We start from the raw sequence: 22,682 nt of genomic DNA on the forward strand, positions 1-22,682 counted from the left end.
GCGCCGGCTGGGTGAAGCGCGTCTCGTGCAGCAGCTCTACGTCCTCACCGAACACCACCTCCCGCAGCGGGAGATCGAGATACGGGTCCAGGGCCCCGCACACCGCGTCGAAGACCTCCGCGAACACCGGGAAGGCAGCGTGCAGTTCACGCCCCATACCCGGGCGCTGGCTGCCCTGGCCCGAGAACAGGAACGCCGTCCTGCTGCCGCCGACGGGCGTGCCCTGCAGGGTCTGCCCCCTCAGGAGCGCGGTGGCCGTCGGCCGGCCCGCGAGGAGGTCCTCCAGACCGCCGAGCAGCTCTTCGCGGTGCGTGCCGACGACGGCGGACCGCAGGTCCAGGGCGGCACGGGGTGCGAGGGAGAGGGCCACGTCGAGGGGGTGCAGGTCCGGGTGGGCGGTGAGGTGGGCGAGGAGCCGTCCGGCCTGCGCGCGCAGCGCCGCCGGGTCCTTGGCGGACAGTGGCCAGACGACGGCCGCGCCGGAGGCCGGCGCGCCCTCGGGGGCCTGCTGCGGCTCCGGTGCCCCGTGCGGTTCGGGCTGCTCGATGACGACGTGGGCGTTGGTGCCGCTGACGCCGAAGGAGGAGATACCCGCCCGGCGCGGACGGCCCTCGTGCTCCGCCCACTCCCGGGCCTCGGTCAGCAGACGCACCTCTCCCGCCGACCAGTCGACGTGCGGGGACGGTTCGTCGGCGTGGAGGGTCCTGGGGAGGACCCCGTGACGCATGGCCATCACCATCTTGATCACGCCCGCCACACCGGCCGCGGCCTGCGTGTGGCCGATGTTGGACTTCAGCGAGCCCAGCCACAGCGGCCGGTCCGCGTCCCGCTCCTGCCCGTAGGTGGCCAGGAGGGCCTGGGCCTCGATCGGGTCGCCGAGGGTCGTGCCCGTGCCGTGCGCCTCGACGGCGTCGACGTCACCGGTCGACAGCCCGGCCTGCGCCAGGGCCTGGCGGATCACCCGCTGCTGCGCAGGCCCGTTCGGCGCGGTCAGACCGTTGGACGCACCGTCCTGGTTGATGGCGGTGCCCCGTACGACGGCCAGGACCCGGTGCCCGTTGCGGCGCGCGTCGGAGAGCCGCTCCACGAGCAGCATGCCGGCGCCCTCCGCCCAGCCGGTGCCGTCGGCGTCGGCCGAGAAGGCCTTGCAGCGGCCGTCGGCGGCCAGCCCGCGCTGGCGGCTGAACTCGATGAAGATGTTGGGGGTCGCCATCACCGTCACCCCGCCCACGAGGGCCATGGAGCACTCGCCCTGGCGCAGGGCCTGCGCCGCGAGGTGCAGGGCCACCAGCGACGAGGAGCAGGCCGTGTCCACGGTCACCGCCGGCCCCTCCAGCCCGAAGGTGTAGGCCACGCGGCCGGAGGCGATGCTGCCCGCGCTGCCGTTGACGAGGTAGCCCTCGAAGCCGTCGGGGACGACGGAGAGCCGGGAGCCGTAGTCGTGGTACATGACCCCGGCGAACACCCCGGTACGCGAACCCTTCAACGTCGCCGGGTCGATCCCGGCGCGTTCGAAGGCCTCCCACGAGGTCTCCAGCAGCAGCCGCTGCTGCGGATCCATGGCGAGCGCCTCGCGCGGCGAGATCCCGAAGAACGCGGCGTCGAACTCGCCCGCCCCGTACAGGAACCCGCCCTCACGGGCATAACTCGTCCCCGCGTGATCCGGATCCGGGTGGTACAGCGCCTCCAGCGCCCAGCCACGGTCCACCGGGAACCCGCCGACCGCGTCACCACCCTCCGCGACCAACCTCCACAGATCCTCCGGAGAACGCACCCCACCCGGATACCGGCAGCTCATCCCCACGATCGCGATCGGATCGTCGACGGCCGGGAGGCCGCCGGGCAGCACGCCCGCCGGAACCGGCTCGGTGGTGCCCGGGGTGTCGCCGAGGATCTCGGCGCGCAGGAAGCGGGTGAGGGCCAGCGGGGTGGGGTGGTCGAAGACCAGGGTCGCGGGCAGTCGGGTGCCGGTGACGGCGCCCAGCAGGTTCCGCAGTTCGACGGCGGTGAGCGAGTCGAAGCCGAGGTCCTTGAAGGGGCGTTCGGGTTCCACCCGGTCGGGCGAGGCGTGGCCGAGGACCGTGGCGACCTGGCCGCGCACCAGGTCGGTCAGGATGCGTTCCTGTTCGGACTCGGGGAGCCCGTGCAGGGTCGCGGCGAGGGCGGAGGCGCGGTCCGCGGGTGAGGCGGAGGGCGCGCCGGGGCCGCTGTGGGCCTTGCGGACCGGGGTCCTGACCAGCCCGCGCAGGAGGGCGGGGACCTTGCCCTCGGCCGCCTGGACGCGGAGTCCCGCGTGGTCCAGCGGCACGGGGAAGAGGACGTCAGCGCCGGTCGCGCATGCGGCGTCGAACAGGGCGAGGCCGGTGGCCGCGTCCATGGCGACGAGGCCCATGCGGCGGATCCGCGCGAGGTCCGTGGAGTCCAGCTTGCCGGTCATGCCGCTGCCGTCGGCCCACAGGCCCCAGGCCAGGGACACGGCGGGCAGTCCGGCCGCCTGGCGCTGCTGGGCGAGGGCGTCGAGGAAGGCGTTGGCGGCGGCGTAGTTGGCCTGGCCGGCACCGCCGAGCGTGGCGGAGACGGAGGAGAAGAGCACGAACGCGGACAGGTCCATGTCGCGGGTGAGCTCGTGCAGGTGGAGGGCGGCGTCGGCCTTCGGCCGCAGGACGCGGTCGACGCGGTCCGGGGTGAGGGCGGGGACGATGCCGTCGTCGGTCACCCCGGCCGCGTGGACCACGGCGGCCAGCGGGTGCTCGGCGGGGACCGCCGCCAGCAGGTCGGCCAGGGCGCGGCGGTCGGCCACGTCGCAGGCGGCGGTGGTGACCCGGGCGCCGAGGGCGGTGAGTTCGGCCTCGAAGTCGGCCGCGCCTTCCGCGGAAGGACCTCGGCGGCCGGTCAGCAGGAGGTGGCGTACGCCGTGCTCGGTGACGAGGTGGCGGGCGACGAGCCGGCCGAGGGTGCCGGTGGCGCCGGTGACCAGCACGGTGCCGTCGGCCGGGAACGCCCGGCGCTGCGGGGAGTCGCCGGCCGGCCGGTCCGTGTGGGCCGTCAGGCGGGGCAGCAGGAGCGTGCCGCCGCGTACGGCGAGCTGGGGTTCGCCGGTGGCCAGGGCGGCGCGCAGGGCCTCCCTGCCGGGGCCGGCGTCCGGGTCCATGCCCGGTTCCAGGTCGAGGAGGACGAAGCGGTCGGGGTTCTCCGACTGGGCCGTGCGGAGCATGCCCCAGACGGCGGCCTGGGCCGGGTCCAGCACGGCGCGTTCGGCGGGGGTGGTCGCGACGGCGCGGCGGGTGACGAGGACGAGCGGGGTCCGGTCGGACCTCTCCTCGGCGAGCCACTCCTGGATCAGGGCGAGCGTGCGGTGGGCGGTGGCGCGTACGGCTCCGGCCGGGTCGTCCGGTGCCGTGCCGCCGTCGGGGTCCGGGCCGGCGAGGGCCACGACGCAGTCGGGTTCGGGCGCGTCGACGGGCGCCCGGACCGGCGTCCAGTCGAGCCGGAGGAGGGTGTCGGCGCGGGGGGCCGCCGCCGCGCGCAGCCGGTCGGCGGAGACCGGGCGCAGGACGAGGGCGTCGACCGAGGCGACGGTCTGCCCCTCCGTGTCGGCGACCAGGACGGAGACGGTGTCCGGGCCGGCCGGGGTCAGCCGGACGCGTACGGCGGGGGCCCCGGCGGCGTGCAGGCCGACGCCGCTCCAGGAGAAGGGCAGCAGGCCCTGGCCGGTGTCGGTGCCGGACAGCAGGCCGAGCCAGGAGGCGTGGAGGGCGGCGTCGAGGAGGGCCGGGTGCAGCCCGAACCCGCCGGCGTCGGGTGCCGTGGGGGCGGGGAGGGCCGCGGCGGCGTACAGGGAGTCGCCGTGCCGCCACGCCTCGGTGAGGCCGCGGAAGACCGGGCCGTAGCCGAAGCCGAGGTCGTCGAGGAGCTCGTAGAGGTGGTCGGTGGCGACCGGTTCGGCTCCGTGCGGGGGCCATGCCGCGAGCTCGGACGCCACCGGGGGCGGGGCCGCTTCGGCGGACAGGGTGCCGCCGGCGTGACGCGTCCAGCCGCGGGAGGCGGCGGGGTCCTCGGGGCGGGAGTGGAGTTCCAGGGCGCAGCGGCCGGTGGGGTCGGGCGCCCCGACCGTGAGGCGGAGCTGGACCCCGCCGTGCTCGGGCAGGACGAGCGGGGCCTCCAGGGTGAGGTCCTCGATGTGCGCGCAGCCGGCTTCCCGGCCGGCCCGCAGGGCCAGTTCGACGAAGGCGGTACCGGGGACGAGGACCGCTCCGGAGACGGTGTGGTCGGCGATCCAGGGGTGGGTGGAGAGGGAGAGGCGGCCGGTGAGCACGATGCCGCCGTCCGGGAGCACGACGGTGGCGCCCAGGAGGGGGTGGTCGGTGTCGGTGACGCCGATCGCCTCGGGGTCGGCGGATGCCGGAACGTGCAGCCAGTAGTTCTCGCGCTGGAAGGCGTAGGTGGGCAGGGCGATGCGGCGGGCGCCGCGGTCGGCGTACCAGGCCGTCCAGTCGACGGGGGTGCCGTGGACGTGGAGCCGGGCGAGGGCGGTGGTGACGGCGAGTTCCTCGGCGCGGTCGGCGCGCAGGGCGGGCACCGTGACGGCCTGCTCGTCGACGAGCTCCCCGGCCAGCGCGGACAGGGCGCCGCCGGGGCCGATCTCCAGGAAGGTGTGCACGTCGTCCGCGGCGAGGGTGGTGACGGCGTCGGCGAAGCGGACGGCCTCACGGACATGGCCCACCCAGTAGTCGACGGAGCAGAACTCCTGCGCCGAGACCGTCCGGCCGGTGAGGGTGGACACGATCGGAACCGTAGGGGCCTCGAAGGCGACCGATTCCGCGACCTCGCGGAAGGCGGCCAGCATCGGGTCCATCAACGGCGAGTGGAAGGCGTGGGAAACCGTCAGGGCCTTGGTCTTGCGGCCCTCGGCCGCCAGCCCGTCCACGACGGACGCAACGGCGTCCTCCGCTCCCGAAACCACCACGGACGCGGGCCCGTTGACGGCGGCGATGCCCGCCCGGTCCTCCAGCCCGTCCAGCAGCTCCCGGACTTCCTCCTCGGAGGCCTGGACCGCCACCATCACACCGCCCGAGGGCAGCTCCTGCATCAGCCGGCCGCGCGCGGCCACCAGCTTCGCCGCGTCCTCCAACGAGAGCACGCCCGCGACGTGGGCCGCCGCGAACTCACCGACGGAATGCCCGGCCAGGAAGTCCGGGCGCACGCCCCACGACTCCACCAGCCGGAACAACGACACCTCCACCGCGAACAGCGCCGGCTGTGCGTACCCGGTCCGGTTCAGCAGCTTCGCGTCCTCGCCGAACACCACCTCCCGCAGGGGCCGTTCCAGGTGTCCGTCCAGGTGGGCGCAGACCTCGTCGAAGGCGTCGGCGAACACCGGGAAGGCGGCGTACAGCTCGCGGCCCATCCCGGGGCGCTGGCTGCCCTGGCCCGAGAACAGGAAGGCGGTGCGGCCGGGTCCGTGGCCGGTGGCCGGGTCGGTGCCGCCGGTGACGACGTGGGCGGCGGAGCCGGCCGTGTCCTCGCCGGCGAGGGCGTCGAGGCCGCGGAGGAGTTCGGCGCGGTCGGTGCCGAGGACCGCCGCGCGGTGCTGGAGGGCCGCCCGGCCGGTGGCGAGGGAGTAGCCGATGTCGGCCGGGGTGGCCTCCTCGTGCTCCCGCTCCGTGAGGTGGGCGCGCAGGCGCCGGGCCTGGGCGCGCAGTGCGGTGGGGGTCTTCGCGGACAGCAGCCAGGCGACGGCGGTGTCCGGGGCGTCCGTGGCGTCCGCGGCCCGGTCGTCCCCGGTGTCCTCCGGGTCCCCTGGGGTCCCGGCCTCGGCCGGTGCGGGTGCCTGTTCGATGATCACGTGGGCGTTGGTGCCGCTCACGCCGAAGGCCGAGACGCCGCCGCGGCGGACGTGTCCTGCCGCCTCGGGCCAGGCTACCGGGGCGGAGAGCAGTTCGACCGAGCCGGCCGTCCAGTCGACGTGCGGGGTCGGGGCGTCCACGTGCAGGGTGCGGGGGAGTTCCGCGTGCTGGAGGGCCAGGACCAGCTTGATCACGCCGGCGACGCCGGCGGCGGCCTGGGTGTGGCCGATGTTGGACTTGAGCGAGCCCAGCCACAGCGGCCGGTCCTCGGGGCGGTCCTGGCCGTAGGTGGCGAGGAGGGCCTGGGCCTCGATCGGGTCGCCGAGCCGGGTGCCGGTGCCGTGGGCCTCGACCACGTCGACGTCGGCCGGTGCGAGCCCCGCGTCCGTGAGCGCCTGGCGGATGACCCGCTGCTGCGAGGGCCCGTTGGGGGCGGTGAGGCCGTTGGAGGCGCCGTCCTGGTTGATGGCGGAGCCCCGTACGACGGCCAGGACCCGGTGCCCGTTGCGGCGGGCGTCGGAGAGCCGTTCCAGGAGCAGCATGCCGGTGCCCTCGCCCCAGCCGGTGCCGTCGGCCGCGGCGGCGAAGGCCTTGCAGCGGCCGTCCGGGGCCAGTCCGCGCTGGCGGCTGAACTCGATGAAGATGCCGGGGCCGGACATGACGGTGACTCCGCCGGCGAGGGCGAGTTCGCATTCGCCCTGGCGCAGGGACTGGACGGCGAGGTGGAGGGCGACCAGGGAGGAGGAGCACGCCGTGTCGACGGTCAGTGCGGGCCCTTCCAGGCCGAAGGTGTAGGCGAGGCGGCCCGAGACGACGCTCGCGGCCCGGCCGGTCAGGAGGTAGCCCTCGACGCCTTCGGGGGCCCGGCGCAGGCCGGAGGCGTAGTCCTGTCCGTTGGAGCCGATGAAGACGCCGGAGCGGCTGCCCTTGAGGGTGGCGGGGTCGATGCCGGCGCGTTCGAAGGCCTCCCAGGTGGTCTCCAGGAGGAGCCGCTGCTGGGGGTCCATGGCGAGGGCCTCGCGGGGGGAGATCCCGAAGAAGGCGGCGTCGAACTCGCCCGCGTCGTGGAGGAACCCGCCTTCGCGGGCGTAGGTGGTGCCGGGGTGCTGCGGGTCGGGGTGGTAGAGGGCGTCGAGGTCCCAGCCGCGGTTCCCGGGGAAGGCGGAGAGGGCGTCCTCGCCCTCCGACAGGATCTTCCACAGGCCCTCGGGGGAGGTCACCCCGCCGGGGAAGCGGCAGCTCATCGCCACGATGGCGATGGGCTCGTCGTCGACGGGCCGGGCGGCGGGCGCGGCGCCGGGCGCGGCGGCCCGCGGGCCGCCCACGAGGAGGGTGTCGAGGTGGGCGGCGAGCTCCGCCGGGTTGGGGTAGTCGAAGACGACGGTGGTGGGCAGCCGCAGGCCGGTGGCGGCGGCCAGGCGGTTGCGGAGTTCGATGGCGGTGAGCGAGTCGAATCCGGTGTCGCGGAAGGCCCGCTGGGGCTGGACGGCGTCGGCGCCGGAGTGGCCGAGGACCGTGGCGGCCTGGGTGCGGACGAGCTCGACCAGGGTGCGGAGCCGGTCGGCGCCGGGGAGCGCGGCCAGCTGTCCGGCGAGGGCGGGGCCGCCCGCGGCGGGGCCGTTCGGGCCGGCGGTCGCGGTGGCTCCGTCGAGGATCCGGCGGGCTTCGGGCAGGCGGTGCAGGAGCGGGTAGTCGCCGGTGGGGGCGAAGGCGCGGACGAAGCGCTCCCAGTCGATGTCGGCGACGGTGACGGCGGTGTCGTCGTGCTCGATGGCGCGGCGCAGGGCGGCGATGCCGAGGTCGGCGGGCATGGGGAGGATGCCGCGCCGGGTGAGGTGCTCCTCGGCGTGGCGGCCCATCATGCGTCCGCTGCCCCAGGAGCCCCAGGCGATGGCGGTGGCGGGCAGGCCCTGGGCTCGGCGGTGGTGGGCGAGGGCGTCGAGGTGGGCGTTGGCGGCGGCGTAGCCGCCCTGGCCTCCGTTGCCGACGATGCCGGCGATGGACGAGAACAGGACGAAGAAGTCGAGGTCGTGGCCGGCGGTCAGCTCGTGCAGGTGGAGTGCGGCCTCGGCCTTGGGGCGCAGGACGTGTGCGAGGCGCTCGGTGGTCATGGCGTCGAGGACGCCGTCGTCGAGGGCGCCGGCGGTGTGGATGACGCCGGTGAGGGGGTGTGCGGCGGGCAGGGCGCCGAGCAGCTCGGCGAGGGCGGCGCGGTCGCTGACGTCGCAGGCGGCGATCGTGGCGCGGCAGCCGAGGGCGGCGAGTTCCTCGCGGAGTTCGGCGGCGCCTTCGGCGGCGGGGCCGCTGCGGCTGGTCAGGACGAGGTGGGCGGCTCCGGAGCGGGCGAGCCAGCGGGCGACGTGGGCGCCGAGGGTGCCGGTGCCGCCGGTGACCAGGACGGTGCCGTGGGGGCGGGCGAGGGTGTGTTCGCCGGCGGGGGCGGCCGGGTCGGCGGTGGCGCGGACCAGGCGGCGGGCGAGGGTGCCGGTGGCGCGGACGGCGAGCTCCTGCTCGCCGGCGGGGTCGGCGAGGAGGCCGGTGAGGAGGTCGAGGGTGCGGGCGTCGAGGGTTTCGGGCAGGTCCACGAGGCCGCCCCAGCGCTGGGGGTACTCGGCGCCGACCACCCGGCCGAGGCCCCAGAGCTGGGCCTGGGCGGGGTGGCGGGGCGGGTCGGCGGGGCCGGTGGCCACGGCCCCGGAGGTGGCGCACCACAGGGGGGCGCCGATGCCGGTGTCGCCGAGGGCCTGGACGAGGGCCAGGGTGGCGGCGAGTGCGGACGGCACGTGGTGGCCGGGCGCGTCGGCGGGGTCGCCGGCCTGGTCGTCGGCCGGCAGGGAGAGGACTCCGGTGACCTCGTCGGCCTCCAGGGCGGCCTCGGCGAGCCGGTCGGTGAGGAGGGCGGCCGTGGTCTGCCGGTCGGGCCGGCCGGCCGGGTCGAGCGGGATGCGGACGACGCGGGCGCCCCGGGCGGTGAGGGCGCCGTGAACGGCGGTGGCGGTGGTGCCGTCCTGGTGCGCGGCGGTGGTGACGAGCAGCCAGGTGCCGGTGAGCGGGGCGCGGCTGCCGCGCCGGGCCCGGGTTTCGGTGGGGGTCCAGGTGATCCGGTAGCGCCAGCCGTCGATGCGCGCGGTCCGGGTGGAGCGGCGGCGCCAGTCGGCGAGGCGGGTGACCATGCTGTCGAGGGAGGCGTCGGGGTCCAGGTCCAGTGAGCTGGTCAGGGCACGGACGTCGGTGTTCTCGACGGCGGCCCAGAAGCGGGCCTCCTCCTCGCTGTGGGCGGCGCCGGTCTCGGAGGGGGTGGCCGGGGCGGCGGTGTCGAGCCAGAAGCGGCGCCGCTGGAAGGGGTAGGTGGGCAGGTCGGCGGGGTGCGGGCGCAGCCCGGCGAAGGCTGCGGCCCAGTCGGCGGGGACGCCCCGGGTCCAGGCCTCGCCGAGGGAGGTGAGGAAGCGGGCGGTGCCGCCGTCGCCGCGGCGCAGCGAGGGGAGGACGTCCACGGTGGCGGCGGCGTCCTCGGCGGTCTCCTGGAGGCCGACGGCGAGCACGGGGTGGGGGCTGCATTCGACGAGGACCTGGTGGCCGTCGGCGATCAGGCGGCGGGCGGCGGGCTCGAAGCGGACGGTGGTGCGGAGGTTGGTGTACCAGTAGGCGGCGTCGAGGGCGGCGGAGTCGACGGGTTCGCCGGTGACGGTGGAGTAGAACGGGACGCGCGGGGTGAGCGGGGTGATGCCGTCGAGGGCTTCGGCGAGTTCGGCCTCGATGAGCTCCACGTGGGCGGAGTGGGAGGCGTAGTCGACGGGGACCCGCTTGGCGCGGACCCCGTCGGCGGTGCAGGCGGAGAGCAGTTCGCCGAGGGCGTCGGCGTCGCCGGAGACGACGGTGGAGCGGGGTCCGTTGACGGCGGCGATGCCGAGCCGCTCGCCCCACTGCTCCAGGCGCCGGGTGACGTCGGCGAGGGGTTCGGGGACGGAGACCATGCCGCCGAGTCCCGCGAGGCGGGCGAGGAGGCGGCTGCGGAGGGCGACGACCCGGGCGGCGTCGTCGAGGCTCAGGGCGCCGGACACGGCGGCGGCGGCGATCTCGCCCTGGGAGTGGCCGATGACGGCGGAGGGCTCGACGCCGAAGGAGCGCCAGAGTTCGGCGAGGGAGACCATGACGGCCCACAGGGTGGGCTGGACCACGTCGTCGGCGCTGTCGAGGGCGGGGGCGCCGGGGGCGCCGCGCAGGACGTCCTCCAGGGACCAGTCCACGTACGGGGCCAGGGCCCGGCCGCAGGCGTGGATGCGCTCGCGGAAGACGGCGGAGGTGTCGAGGAGTCCGGCGGCCATGCCGGCCCACTGGGAGCCCTGGCCGGGGAAGACGAAGGCGACGCGGCGGGCGTCGGCGGCCGTGCCCCGGGCGGTGCGGGGCGTTGAGCCGCCGGCGGCGAGGGCGCGCAGCCCTTCGGTGAGTTCGGCTGCGGTGGCGCCGGTGACGACGGCGCGGTGTTCGAAGGCGGTACGGGTGGTGGCGAGGGCGTGGCCGATGTCGGCGGGGCGGGCGCCGGGGTGCGCGGCGGTGTGCGCGAGGAGGGCTTCGGCGCGGGCGGCCAGGGCCTCGGGGCTGCGGGCCGACAGGATCCACGGCACGTCGACGGCTTCGGCGGGGGTGTCCGCCTCCGGGGCCGGGTCGGCCGCCGGGGGTTCGGCGGGGGCCTCTTCGAGGACGGCGTGGGCGTTGGTGCCGCTGATCCCGAAGGAGGACACGCCGTAGCGGCGGGGGCGGCCGGTCGCGGGCCAGTCCACGGCGTCGGTCAGCAGCCTGACCCGTCCGGCGGTCCAGTCCACGTGCGGGGAGGGGACCTCGGCGTGCAGGGTCCTGGGCAGGAGGCCGTGCTGGAGGGCGAGGACGGACTTCAGGACGCCGGCGATGCCCGCGGCGGCCTGGGTGTGGCCGATGTTGGACTTGAGGGAGCCCAGCCACAGCGGCCGGTCCTCGGGCCGGTTCCGGCCGTAGGTGGCGAGCAGGGCCTGGGCCTCGATGGGGTCTCCGAGGCGGGTGCCGGTGCCGTGGGCCTCGACGGCGTCCACGTCGGCGGCCGTCAGCCCGGCGTTGGCGAGGGCCTGGCGGATGACCCGCTGCTGGGCCGGGCCGCTGGGCGCGGTGAGGCCGTTGGAGGCGCCGTCCTGGTTGATCGCGGAGCCGCGCAGGACGGCCAGGACCCGGCGGCCGCCCCGGCGGGCGTCGGAGAGCCGCTCCAGGAGGACCATGCCGGTGCCCTCGGCGAGGCCGAAGCCGTCGGCGTCGGCGGAGAAGGCCTTGGAGCGGCCGTCGGGGGCCAGGGCGCGCTGCTTGCTGAACTCGACGAAGGAGCCGGCCGTCGGCAGGACGGTGACACCGCCGGCCAGGGCAAGGGAGCATTCGCCGGTGCGCAGCGACTGGGCGGCCAGGTGGAGGGCGACCAGGGAGGAGGAGCAGGCGGTGTCGACGGTGACGGCGGGGCCTTCGAGGCCGAGGGTGTAGGCGAGGCGGCCGGAGGCGACGCTGACGCTGTTGCCGGTCAGCAGGTAGCCGCTGATGTCCTCGGGCGCCTCGTGGAGGCGGGGGCCGTAGTCCTGGTTCATGGCGCCGACGAAGGTGCCGGTGCGGGTGCCGCGCAGGGTGGCGGGGTCGATGCCGGCGCGTTCGAGGACCTCCCAGCCGGTCTCCAGGAGGAGCCGCTGCTGGGGGTCCATGGCGAGGGCCTCGCGCGGGGAGATCCCGAAGAACTCCGGGTCGAAGTCGGCGGCTTCGGGGAGCATGCCGGCTTCGCGCTGGTAGTAGCGTCCGGGCCGGCCGGGCTCGGCGTCGTAGAGGCCCTCGACGTCCCAGCCGCGGTCGGCGGGCAGCGCGGACACGGCGTCGCCGCCCTCGGCGAGCAGCCGCCACAGGGCTTCGGGGGTGTCGGTGCCGCCGGGCAGGCGGCAGCTCATGGCCACGATGGCGACGGGCTCGTCCCAGGCGGCGGCGGTGGTGTCCTCGTCGGCCGGGTCCTCGTGGGTGCCGAGGACCTCGGCGAGGATCCGTCCGGTCAGGGAGGCCGGGGTGGGGTGGTCGAAGACGACGGTGTGCGGCAGGGCGAGTCCGGTGGCCTCGTTGATGCGGCCCCGGAGTTCGACGGCGGTGACGGAGTCCAGGCCGAGGTCGCGGAAGGCCTGTCCGGTGGCGACGGCGTCCGGGCCGGGCAGCCCCAGCAGGGCGGCGGTGAGGGAGCGGACGAGGGCGGCGGCGGTGCGCTCGCGTTCGGCCCCGGGCAGCAGGGCGAGCCGGCCGGCCGCGGCCGGGCCGCCGGCGGGGGTGGCCCGCCGGAAGGGGTAGGTCGGCAGCTGGACGCGCTCCGCCGGGGCGGCGGGGAAGGCGGTCGCCCAGTCGACGTCGACGCCCTGGACGCAGGCCTCGGCGAGGGCCGTGCGCAGGCGGCGCAGGCCGCCCTGGCCGCGGCGCAGGGTGGCGAGGGTGACGGCGTGGCGTCCGGCGGCCGCGGCGGTCTCCTGCATGGCGGCGGTCAGCGTGGGGTGGGGGTTGATCTCCACGAGGGCCTCGTGGCCGTCGGCCAGCAGGGCGTGCGTGGTCTGCTCGAAGCGGACCGGGCGGCGCAGGGCCTCGAACCAGAAGCCGGCGTCGAGGGCGCGGCCGTCGACGATGCCGCCGGTGGCGGAGGAGTAGAGCGGGGTGTGGCCGGCGCGCGGGGCGAGGCCGGCGAGGGCGGTGACCATCCGGTCGCGAACGGCGTCGGCGTGCGCCGAGTGGGCGGCGGCGCCGAGGCGTACGCCGCCGCAGCGGATGCCGTCGCCCTCCAGTTCGGCGCGCAGGGCGCGCAGGGCGTCGCCGTCGCCGGAGACCACCTGGGACTCGGGACCGTTGTGGGCGGCGATGACCAGCCGGTCCCCCCAGGGGGCGAGCCGTTCCTGGAGCCGGTGGCCGGGCAGGCTCACGGCGAGCATGTCGCCGCCGTGCCGGGCGAGTTCGGCCAGGGCTTCGCCCCAGGCGTGGATGGTGCGGGCGGCGTCCTCCAGGGTGAGGGCGCCGGCCAGGTGGGCGGCGGCGACCTCGCCGATGCTGTGGCCGGCGTAGGCGCGGGGGCGGACCCCGTGGGCCCGCCAGGTCTCGGCGAGGGCGATCTGGACGCCGAAGGTGGCGGGCACGCTGACGTCGGGGGTGTCCAGGCCGGGGGCGCCGGGGGCGCCGCGCAGCACGTCGGTGAGGAGCCAGCCGGTGAAGGGGGCGAGGGCCTGCTCGCAGCGCAGGGCGGCGGTGCGGAACTGCGGTGAGGAGTCGAGGAGTTCCGCGGCCATCCCGGGCCACTGTCCCCCGATGCCGGACAGGACGAAGGCGGCCGGTCGGCCGGCGCCGGTGCCGCGGATCACGTCGGGGGCGTATCCGCCGTCGGCGAGGGTGGCGAGGGCGTCGAGGAGCCCGGCGGGGCCGTCGCCGAGGAGGACGGCGCGGTGCGGGAAGTGGTGCCGGGTGGCGGCCAGGGCCCGCCCCACGGCGGCGAAGTCGAGGCCGGGGTGTGCGGTGAGGTGCTCGTGGAGCGCGCGGGCCCGGGCGCGCAGGGCCTCCGGTCCGGCCGCGGAGAGCATCCAGGGCACCGGCTCCCCGTCGGCGTCCCCGGGGGCGCCGACGAGGCCGGAACGGACACCGGTGTCGCCGGCGGCGTCTGGGGTGGTGGCGTCGGCGGCGGCCTCGCGGCCGGAGGCGTCGGCGCCCAGGACGGCGGCTCCGGACACGGATTCGGGGCCGGAAGCGGCATCGGCGCCGGCGTCTGGGGTGGTGGCGTCGGCGGCGGCCTCGCGGCCGGAGACACCTCCGCCCTCGCGGCCGGAACCGGCGTCGGCATCCAGGACGGCGACCCCGGAGGCGGGTTCGGCGGCGGACTCGCGGCCGGTGGCGGCTCCGCCAGGGGCGGGGGTGTCGGGACCGGCCGTGGCGCCGGTGCTGTGGCCGGGGGCGGCCGCGGGGCCGGGGGCGGAGTCCGGGCCGAGGTTCCAGCCGAGGTCGGCGGCCGCGGTGAAGCGGCCGTCGGCGCCCAGTACGGCGAGCACGCGGTCGCCGTCGGCCCGGGCTCCGGCGAGGGGCTTCAGCAGGACGGCGCCGTAGCCGACGGGCGCGTCGTCCGGTGCGCCCGGCGGGCGGACGCCGGGGCCGGCGGCCAGGGCGAGGGCGCTCTCGCCCCGGCCGAGGCTGTGGTGGGCCGCGCGCAGGGCGTCGGCGCCGGTGGGGAGGCGGCGCAGCAGCGGGGCGGACCCGGCGGCGAGCCGCAGGACGGCGCCGACCGCGGCGGCGGCGTCCTCCTCCGCCGGGAGCGGCGCGTCCGGTGCGCCGAGGACGGCGAGGAAGACGCCGGCGGCCGCCCCCGGAACCGCGGCCGGGACGACTCCGGCGTCCTCCAGCGCCTCCCACCAGGTCTCCGCCGCGGCCGGACCGTGCGGCAGGGCGTCGGTCCGGGCGGGGTCCGACGGGTCTCCGGTGGCGTCCGCGAGGAATTCCGCGTCGAACGCCCGGCCCGCGCCGGTGTCCTCCGGCGTGCGGTGTGCCGATCCGATCGCCACGATCACCTCGTGTGCGCCGTTCCCGGATTCCTCCGGCATCGCAACAGACTCGCGCATCATGTGTGCTCCATCGACCCGTTGAACTACTGCTGGTGTGCTGGTTCCGCAGCGCCTCGGGGCGTGCGGGCATGCCGGGGAGGGCCCCCGTGCTGTTCCCCTGCGTGCCGGACCGGACGGCCCTTCCTGACCGGACGGCCCACCCGGACCGGACGGCCCGCGGGCCCGGCGGACCCGCGCCCGCCGCCGGCTAGGCGGCGGTGACGTCCTGGCGGATCACGCGCTCGATGTTCCGTTCGGCCAGGGCGGTGATGGTGACGAACGGGTTCACGCCGATGGAGCCCGGGATGAGCGAACCGTCGGTGACGTAGAGGTTCTTGTAGCCGTTCACCCGCCCGTAGTCGTCGGTGGCCCGGCCGAGGACGCAGCCGCCGAGCGGGTGGTAGGTGAAGTCGTCGGAGAAGGCCTTCAGCTGCTTGCCGAAGAGGTCGTAGCGGTACATCGTCGTGTTCGCCTTGTTGATGCGGTCGAACAGCGACTTCGCGGCGTTGACGGCGGGGGTGTTCTGGTCGCGGGTCCAGCGCAGGGCTGCCCGGTCGGTCGCCGCGTCGTAGGCGAAGGTGCCGCGCTCCGGGTTCTTGGTGATCGCCAGGTAGAGGCTGACCCAGGTCTCCACGCCCGCCGGCATGGGGGCGATCTCGGCGAAGACGGGGTTCTGGGGGTTGTCCCAGTCGTCGATGCCCAGGGCGGGGATCGAGGACTGGCTGGCGCCGGTGGGGTTCCACACGTGGTTGGCGCGGGCGGTCATGATGTTGCCGTTCGGGCCCCAGCCGGCGCCGATCTCCGGGCTCAGGTTCGGCAGCGTGCCGGTCTCGCGGGCGCGCAGCAGCAGTTCGGTGGAGCCGAGGCTGCCGGCGCCGAGGAACAGATGACGGCAGGAGATCTCCTTGGTGGCCAGCAGCCGGCCGTCGGCGTCCCGCTGCTCGACGGTCAGCAGGTAGGTGCCGTCCTTCTGCTGCCGGATGGTCCTGGCCTGGTGCAGGGTCTCGATGGTGACCTTGCCGGTGCCCAGGGCGGCCGCCAGGTAGGTCTTGTCCAGGCTCTGCTTGCCGTGGTTGTTGCCGTAGATGACCTCGCCGGCCAGCGCGGACTTGGGGACCTCCCCGGCCGCCTCGCGCCGCATGTGGTCGAAGTCGTAGACGTTGGGGACGTGGACGGTGCCCAGTCCGGCCTTCTGGGCCTGGTCGCGCGAGACCCGGGCGAACTTGTACCACTCGGTGCTCTCGAACCAGCCGGAGTCGATGTGGTTGACGCGGAGCATGGAGTTGGCGCGCGGGAAGTAGCGGCCGTACATCTCGGCGGCGTCGACGCGCGGCAGCACCTCCTCGAAGTAGGAGCGCTTCGGAGCCACCGCCATACCGCCGTTGACGAGGGAGCCGCCGCCGACGCCGCGGCCCACGTACACCGACATCTGGTCGAAGTTGACCCGGTCCAGGACGCCGGCGTACGGCTCGATGTCGCGGTTGGCCAGGTCGAGCCAGAGGAAGCTGCCGAGGGGGGCCTCGGTGCGGTTCTTGAACCAGCTGGAGCGCTTGTCGGGCTTGAGCATGCCGGCGAAGACGTTGCCGTCGGGGCCCGGCTGGTTCCACAGCTGGCCCATTTCGAGCATGACCGTGCGGACTCCGGCCTCGCCCAGGCGCAGGGCGGAGACGGCGGCGCCGTAGCCGGTGCCGATGACGACGGCGGGGACGAACGCGACGCCGTCGGCGCGGTCGGCGGCCAGGGCCCGGGGGGCGCCGATGGTGGTGCTGCCCGCGAGGGCCGCCGCGCCGAGGGCCGTCATGCCGAGCAAGCGGCGGCGCGAGAGGTGCTGTTCCACGGTGGGTACCTGACTTTCGGAAGGGAGGGGACGGGCTGTGGCACGCAGGGCGCCTCGCCCGGCGGGCGCGGGAAGGCGCCGGGAAGGCGTCGGGAAGGCCGAACGCCGGTGGACGCGGGCGGCCCGCGGGGCCGGCGGGCGCGGCGTCGTGGGTGACGCGGGGCCCCGCGCGGAGCGCGGGAGCCCTTCGGGAGGCGTCAGTCGGCGGTGTGCAGGGTGATGGCCGAGCAGGGACACTGGTCGGCGGCCTCGCGCACGGCGGCGTGCGCGGCGGCGGGCGGGCCGGGGTCGAGTAGGAGCACGAAGCCCTCGTCGCACTGGTCGAAGACCTCGGGGGCGAGCAGGGCGCACATTCCGGCGCCGCAGCACAGCCGCCGGTCGACCCCGACCCGCAGCGGGCCGTCCGTCACCAGGCGACCGGCAGCGCGTACACCCCGTACACCTGCATGTCGTGGCGGAGGCGGATCTCCTCGGGCGGGCAGGCCAGGCGCAGGTGCGGGAAGCGCTCCAGCAGGGCGGTGAACCCGACCCGCAGTTCGATGCGGGCCAGCTGCTGGCCCAGGCACTGGTGGATGCCGTGGCCGAAGCCGAGGTGGCCGGCGGCGCGGCGGGTCACGTCGAAGGACTCGGGGTCGGGGAAGCGTTCGGGGTCGCGGTTGGCGGCGGCGAGGGAGACCATGACGACCTCCCCCTCCTTGATGAGGGTGCCCTCGATCTCCACGTCCTCCAGGGCGGCCCGGGTGGGGCCGTGGTGGACGATGCTGAGGTAACGCAGGCTCTCCTCGACGGCGCCCTCGATCAGCGAGGGGTCGGCGCGCAGCGCGGCCAGCTGCTCGGGGTGCTCCAGCAGGGCGAAGGTGCCGAGGGCGAGCTGGTTGGCCGTGGTCTCGTGGCCGGCGACCAGCAGCAGGAAGGCGATCGAGGTGAGTTCCTCGTCGGTGAGGTCCGGGTCGGCGGTGATCAGTCCGCTGAGGATGTCGTCGGCGGGGTCGGTGCGCTTGAGGCGCACCAGGCCGCCCAGGTAGGCCCCCAGTTCCAGGAAGGCGGCGGTGACGTCCTCGGTGGACTCCCCGAAGCTGCTCCAGACGTGGGTGTGGTGCTGGAAGGTGGCGCGGTCGGCGTAGGGGACGCCGAGCAGTTCGCAGATGACGAGGGAGGGGATGGGAAGCGCGAAGTGCTCGAAGAGGTCGGAGGGGGAGCCGAGGCGCTCCATCTCGTCGAGCCGCTCCGCGGTGATCTTCTCGATCCACTCGGTGAGCAGGCGCATGCGCCGGACGGTGAACTGCCCGACGAGCAGCTTGCGGTAGCGCTGGTGCTCGGGGTCGTCGTGCTGGATGAACATGCCGGGGGGCGCCGCCGGGGCCTCGTCCAGGGTCGCGGCGCGCGGGACCGGCGGGTGCTTGAGCTCCCCGCGGGCGCTGAACCGGGCGTCGGCGAGGACGGCCCGGGCGGCGGAATATCCCGTGACGAGCCATCCGAGATGGCCGTCGGCGAATTCCATGCGCGTCAGCGGTTCGGTCCGGCGCAGCGTCCGGGTCGCCGGAGGCGGGTTGAAGTATCCGTCCCGGACAGTGGTAAAGGTCACCGGTAAACCCTGGCTCATAAATGCCCTTCCTTGGCTGGCCCTATCGCGGCCGAACCCCCCGGAAACGCGGCCGCAATACGGCGTCAACGCTTTCTCAACACGGCGCTCCGCAATGCGAACTCCGCCGTGCGCGCAGTTCGATCGGCGCCACCACGAAGGTATGGAGACGCCGTGAAAGGTGTCAACGAAATCAATCCCCCGCGCACTAACCCTGTGGGCGCGGGCCGGGGGGTACGGTTACGGGCGGTACCGGGAGGCTTCGGTTCGGTACGGTGCGGATCCCGCGCCGGGCCCCGCACCGGACCCCCGCCCCTCCCCCGTCCGCCTCCGGGCTTCGGGGCACTCCTCGGACAGCAGCCGCGCCATCGGGACGAGTTCGGCGCGGCCGTCGATGCGCAGCTTGCGGTAGGCCTGGGTGAGGTGCTTCTCGACCGCCCGGGCACTGACCTCCAGCCGTTCGGCGATGGCCCGGTTGGAGGTGCCGCCGGCGGCCAGTGCGGCCACGCGGCGTTCGGTACGGGTCAGCGCGGCGACCGCGTCCGCGCCCCGGGATCCCGCGATGGTGTGCAGCGCCCGGCCGGCCCGGTCGGCGATCCAGGGCGCCCCGCACGCCAGCCCCTGTTCCCGGGCCCGGGTCAGCCGGTGCTCGGCCTCGGCCTCCCGGCCGGCGGCCAGCAGCCGTCTGCCGAGGAGCAGGGAGGTACGGGCCTGTTCGAGGACGTGGGCGGTCCGTTCCAGGGTGGCCGCGGACTCGCGCAGCAGCACCAGCCCGCGTTCTCCCCCGGTGATCGCGCCCCGGCCGCGCTGGGCGCGGCCGATGGCCACCGGGCTGCCCCAGCTCACGGCGCGCGCGTACTCCTCGTCCATGAGGTCGTGGGCCTGGCCGGGGCGGCCCGTGCGGTAGTGGAGCGCCGAGACCCAGGAGCGCCAGGGCGCGACGGCCGGGTTGCGCCAGTGGGCGCGTTCGGCGGTGCGGCCCCAGTCGAGGTAGCAGCCCAGGGCGGTCGGCAGGTCGTGGCGCAGGGCGGCGGCCGTGCCCCGGATGAGCAGGCGCAGGGAGGGCAGGTGGCCGTGTGCGGCGTCCGGCGCGGAGCCGGACAGCAGCCGTTCGCACAGGGCGGTGTCCCGGGCTTCCAGGGCGGCCAGGACGACGGCGGCCAGCGTACGGAGGGTGGCCCAGCCGGTGGCGTCCAGGTCGAGGGCCTCCGCGGCGTGGGCGCGGGCCAGCGCCAGGTCTCCCCGGGCCAGGGCGAGGTGGGCCAGCTCGACGGCGATCAGGGCGCGCGGGACGGTGGCCCGGTCGCGGCGGGCCCGGTCGTAGGCGGTGTGCAGCCAGGGGCCGATGGTGCCGAGGGAGTCGGCGGCGACCAGGACGTCGGTCAGCAGGGGCAGGGCGGTGTGGACGTGGTCCGGGGTGGCCGGCTCGTGCTGGAGCAGCCGTTCGGCGAGGGGAACGGCCTCGGCGGCGGTGACCTGTTGGGCCAGGACCGCCCCGTGCAGCAGGACGGTGACCCGTTCGCGGTCCGCGGCGCTGTCCAGGCAGGGGACGGGGCCCAGGGCCCGCAGCCGGTCCGCGGAGGCGGCCAGTTCGGCCGGGCCGGCCACGGCGGCGTGCCGGAGCCGGGCCTCCAGCCGCAGGGCGCTGCGGCGGGCGGTGCCGGTGAGGGCCGCGGCGTCCCCCAGCTCGGCGGCCGTCGCGGAGACGGTGTCGAGGACGGCGGGCGGGCAGTCGTCGAGGAGGAACGGAGGTATCCGGCCCGCAACGCGGGCGCGGCGGGCCGGGTCCGGGAGGAGGAGCAGGGCCTGGGTGAAGTGGCGCAGCGCCGCCCTGGGGGCGAAGTCCCGCTCGACGGTGGCGAGTTCCACGAGAAGCTCGGCGCGGGCGGGCCCGTCGGGCGGGCCGAGGAGCAGGGCGCGGCGCAGGTGGCGGGCGGCGGCCTCCGGGTCCGCGCGGCGCAGGGCGGCGCCGGCGGCGGCCCGCAGGACCTCCTGCGCCCAGGGCTCCTCGCAGGAGGAGACGCCGAGCAGTTGTGCGGCGGCCCGCTCGGCGGGGTGGCCGCCCTGGTGCAGCAGGAGGGCGGCGCGCAGCCGCACGGTCTCCGCTTCGGCGGGGTCCATCGCCTCCTCCACGGCGTCCGCGACGACCGGGTGGACGAACCGGGGTACGGGGTCCTCCGCCAGCAGGCCGAGCCGGCGCAGCGCCCGCACCGCCTCGGCGCGGCCGGTGGCGTCGAGGCCGGCGAGCCGGGCGGCGGGTTCCTCCCCGGGGGCGGTGTCCCCCGTGCCGGCCGTTCCGGCGGTGTCCCCCGTGCCGGCTGCTCCGGGGGCACCCGCGTCCGCGGCGTCCCTGCCGGGGCCGGTGTCCCGTGCGTCCGCGGCCGCCCAGGTGTCCTCGCCGAGGACGGCGAGGGCGGTCGCGAAGCGCCATACCGGCGGCCGCTGGCCGCGCAGGACCACCGCGAGGCGTTCGCGCAGGCCGTCGGGCCGGATCCCGCGGATCGTCCGTGCGTCGGGCAGCCGTCCCCCGCGGTCCTGCGCCCCGGCGGCGGTCAGGGCGTCGAGGGTGGCCGTGAGCAGCAGGGGGTGTCCGCCCGTCGCCTCCTGGCAGGCGCGGGCGCAGTCCTGGTCCACGGGCCTGCCGAGGCGGGTGCCGACGAGGTCGGCGGTGGCCCCGATGGACAGCGGGCGCAGCCGCAGGACGGCGGCGGCGCGACCGGTGAGGTGGTGGAGGCGGGGTTCGTCCTCGCCGGGGTCGCCTTCGCGCAGGGCGGCGACCAGGGTGACGCGCATGCGGGGCAGCCGTCCGGCCAGCCGCGCGAGCCAGCGCAGCGAGGGGGCGTCGGCCCACTGGAGGTCGTCCACGAGCAGGAGCAGGGGTTTGCGGTCGGCGTGTCCGGCGACCAGGGCGAGCAGTTCGGCGTCCTGTGCGGAGCCGTCGGGGGCGCCGGCGGGGTACTCGGGCGGGGTGACGGCGCTGCCGTCGGCCGGGAGGAGCGGGGTCAGCAGCTGGCTGAGCACGCCGAAGCCGAAGGCCTGTTCGTGCGGGGATCCGCTGGCGGTGAGGACGCGGACGCCCCGGCGTTCGGCGAGTTCCGGCAGGGCCCTCAGCAGGGCGGTCTTGCCCATGCCGATGCCCCCGGTCACCACGGTCAGGGACCCGCCTCCGGCTCCGCGGCCCGTGGCGTCCAACGCCGCCGTGATCAGGTCGAGTTCCTGCTGCCGGTGGAGCAGGTGCGTCATGTCGGTTCCTCCGTCGCTGTTCGTTCGAGTGCCGCGGCCAGCTGGGGTCGCCCTCGGATGCCGAGCTTCCGGTAGACCTTCGTCAGGTGCTGTTCGACGGTGCGGGGGGTGACGGCGAGTTCCCCGGCGATGGCCCGGTTGGGCAGGCCCCCGGCGGCGAGCGCCGCGACCCGGGACTCGGCGTCGGTCAGCAGGACGGCCGCTCCGCCCGGAGCGGGAGCCGCTCCTCGCCGGGGCCCCGGCGGGCCCCCGTGCGCCGGGGCGGGCCGCGGCCGGTCCGGCCGCACGCCGTGGTCCTGGTCCGTCGCCGGGTGGACGGCCCCGTCCTGTTCCCGGTCCGTCGCACCCCGGTCCGTCGCACCCCGGTCCGGTACGGGCCCGGGCGCGGCCCGGTCGTCGTCCAGGAGGGAGTCGACGGTGAGGTGGCCCGAGAAGGGGGCCGTGCCGAGGGCCACCAGCGCCTGCCGGTACTGCCAGCCGGCCGCGCGCCCCCGGGCCCGCGCCTCCGCTCCGGGCGCGGCGGCTCCGCCGGGGCGCGGGGCCAGCGCCGTGGCCAGTGCCACGGGCGAGCCCCAGAGCAGGGCCCGTCGGCGCTCCTCGGCGAGCAGCCGCACCGCCAGCGGGTCCCCCGGGTCGCGGGTCCGGGCGGCCGCCGAACGCCAGGGCAGCAGGGCCGGGTTGACCGCCTGCCGGGCCAGCAGCCGGCGCCCGCACTCCAGCAGGTCGGCGAGGGCCCCGTCCCGCTCGCCGGCCGCGAGCCGGACCCGTCCGCGCGCGTAGAGGAGGTAGGCCCAGGCCAGGCCGCCTTCGGCGGTCGGCGGGAGCCGGGTCTCCAGGATCCGTGCGGCGGCGTCGGCGTCCCCCCGGCGCAGGTCCAGCAGGGCCCGCAGGGCGAGGGGGCCGGGCGCCATGAGGGGGTGCCAGAGGCGGCCCGGCATGACCTCCTCGCAGCGGTCCAGGGCCTCGGAGGCGGCCGCGTCCCGTCCGCCCCACAGCTCGGCGAGGCAGGTGACGAGCAGGGCCGCGCCGGCCACCGGCCGGGCGTCCCGCCGTCCGGCGCACACGAGGATCCCGTCGAGGGCGCCGCGGGCCTCCTCCGTGTCCCCGCTCAGGACGAGCGCGTACGCCGCGGCGGTCCGGACGGCCGGCGGCACGTGTGTACGGGCCTCCGGTGCCAGGGCGGCCCGGGCGAGCCCGCGGGCCCGGGTGATGTCCAGGCCCCGCTGTGCGGTCCGCCAGGCGGCCACGGCGGCCTCGGCGGCCTGTTCCGGCCGGGCGGGCCAGGCGTCGGGCAGCGGCGGCCCGCAGCCGTCCTCCGGTTCGGGGCGGCCGTGTTCGGCCATCCAGTGCAGTGCCCTCAGCGCGGAGTGCTCGGCGGTGCCCGGCTCCGCGTCGGCGGCGGCCCGGGCGATCCGGGCGGCGGGCGTGAGGACGTCGCCGCGGGCCACGAGGAGTTCGGCCGCGCGCAGCCGGGCCCCGCCGAGCACTCCGCGCTGAGGGCACTGCACTGGATGGCCGAACACGGCCGCCCCGAACCGGAGGACGGCTGCGGGCCGCCGCTGCCCGAC

Annotated in this window: 6 protein-coding genes; all 6 read right to left on the bottom strand. The window is 76.5% G+C overall.

The features are described from left to right. Positions 1–14,470: type I polyketide synthase (locus tag AB0469_RS39635; protein WP_366456466.1), on the bottom strand; the 14,470-nt coding region annotated here is incomplete at its 3' end. Between the two features lie 190 nt (positions 14,471–14,660). After that, positions 14,661–16,253, bottom strand: coding sequence for a GMC oxidoreductase (locus AB0469_RS39640; protein ID WP_366456470.1), 1,593 nt, complete (start codon positions 16,251–16,253; stop codon positions 14,661–14,663). A 233-nt stretch (positions 16,254–16,486) separates the two neighbouring features. Then, complete coding sequence (locus tag AB0469_RS39645) at positions 16,487–16,684, bottom strand: ferredoxin (RefSeq protein ID WP_366456471.1); 198 nt, start codon at positions 16,682–16,684, stop codon at positions 16,487–16,489. Between the two features lie 11 nt (positions 16,685–16,695). Then, on the bottom strand, positions 16,696–17,874 hold the full coding sequence (locus tag AB0469_RS39650) for a cytochrome P450 (RefSeq protein ID WP_366456467.1): 1,179 nt from the start codon (positions 17,872–17,874) through the stop codon (positions 16,696–16,698). Between the two features lie 237 nt (positions 17,875–18,111). After that, positions 18,112–21,114 carry a LuxR family transcriptional regulator gene (locus AB0469_RS39655; protein ID WP_366456468.1) on the bottom strand — a complete coding sequence of 1,001 codons (3,003 nt, stop codon included), beginning with the start codon at positions 21,112–21,114 and terminating at the stop codon, positions 18,112–18,114. Then, the coding region (locus AB0469_RS39660) for a helix-turn-helix transcriptional regulator (RefSeq protein WP_366456469.1) at positions 21,111–22,682 on the bottom strand (1,572 nt) is incomplete at its 5' end. The genes AB0469_RS39660 and AB0469_RS39655, both read right to left, overlap by 4 nt.

This window comes from Streptomyces sp. NPDC093801 (assembly GCF_040701585.1).
Taxonomy (GTDB): domain Bacteria; phylum Actinomycetota; class Actinomycetes; order Streptomycetales; family Streptomycetaceae; genus Streptomyces.

Excerpts from the sequence above, each read along its gene's own strand:
- AB0469_RS39640 (WP_366456470.1), bottom strand. The coding sequence starts at position 16,253 with ATGACGGCCCTCGGCGCGGCGGCCCTCGCGGGCAGCACCACCATCGGC.
- AB0469_RS39655 (WP_366456468.1), bottom strand. The coding sequence starts at position 21,114 with ATGACGCACCTGCTCCACCGGCAGCAGGAACTCGACCTGATCACGGCG.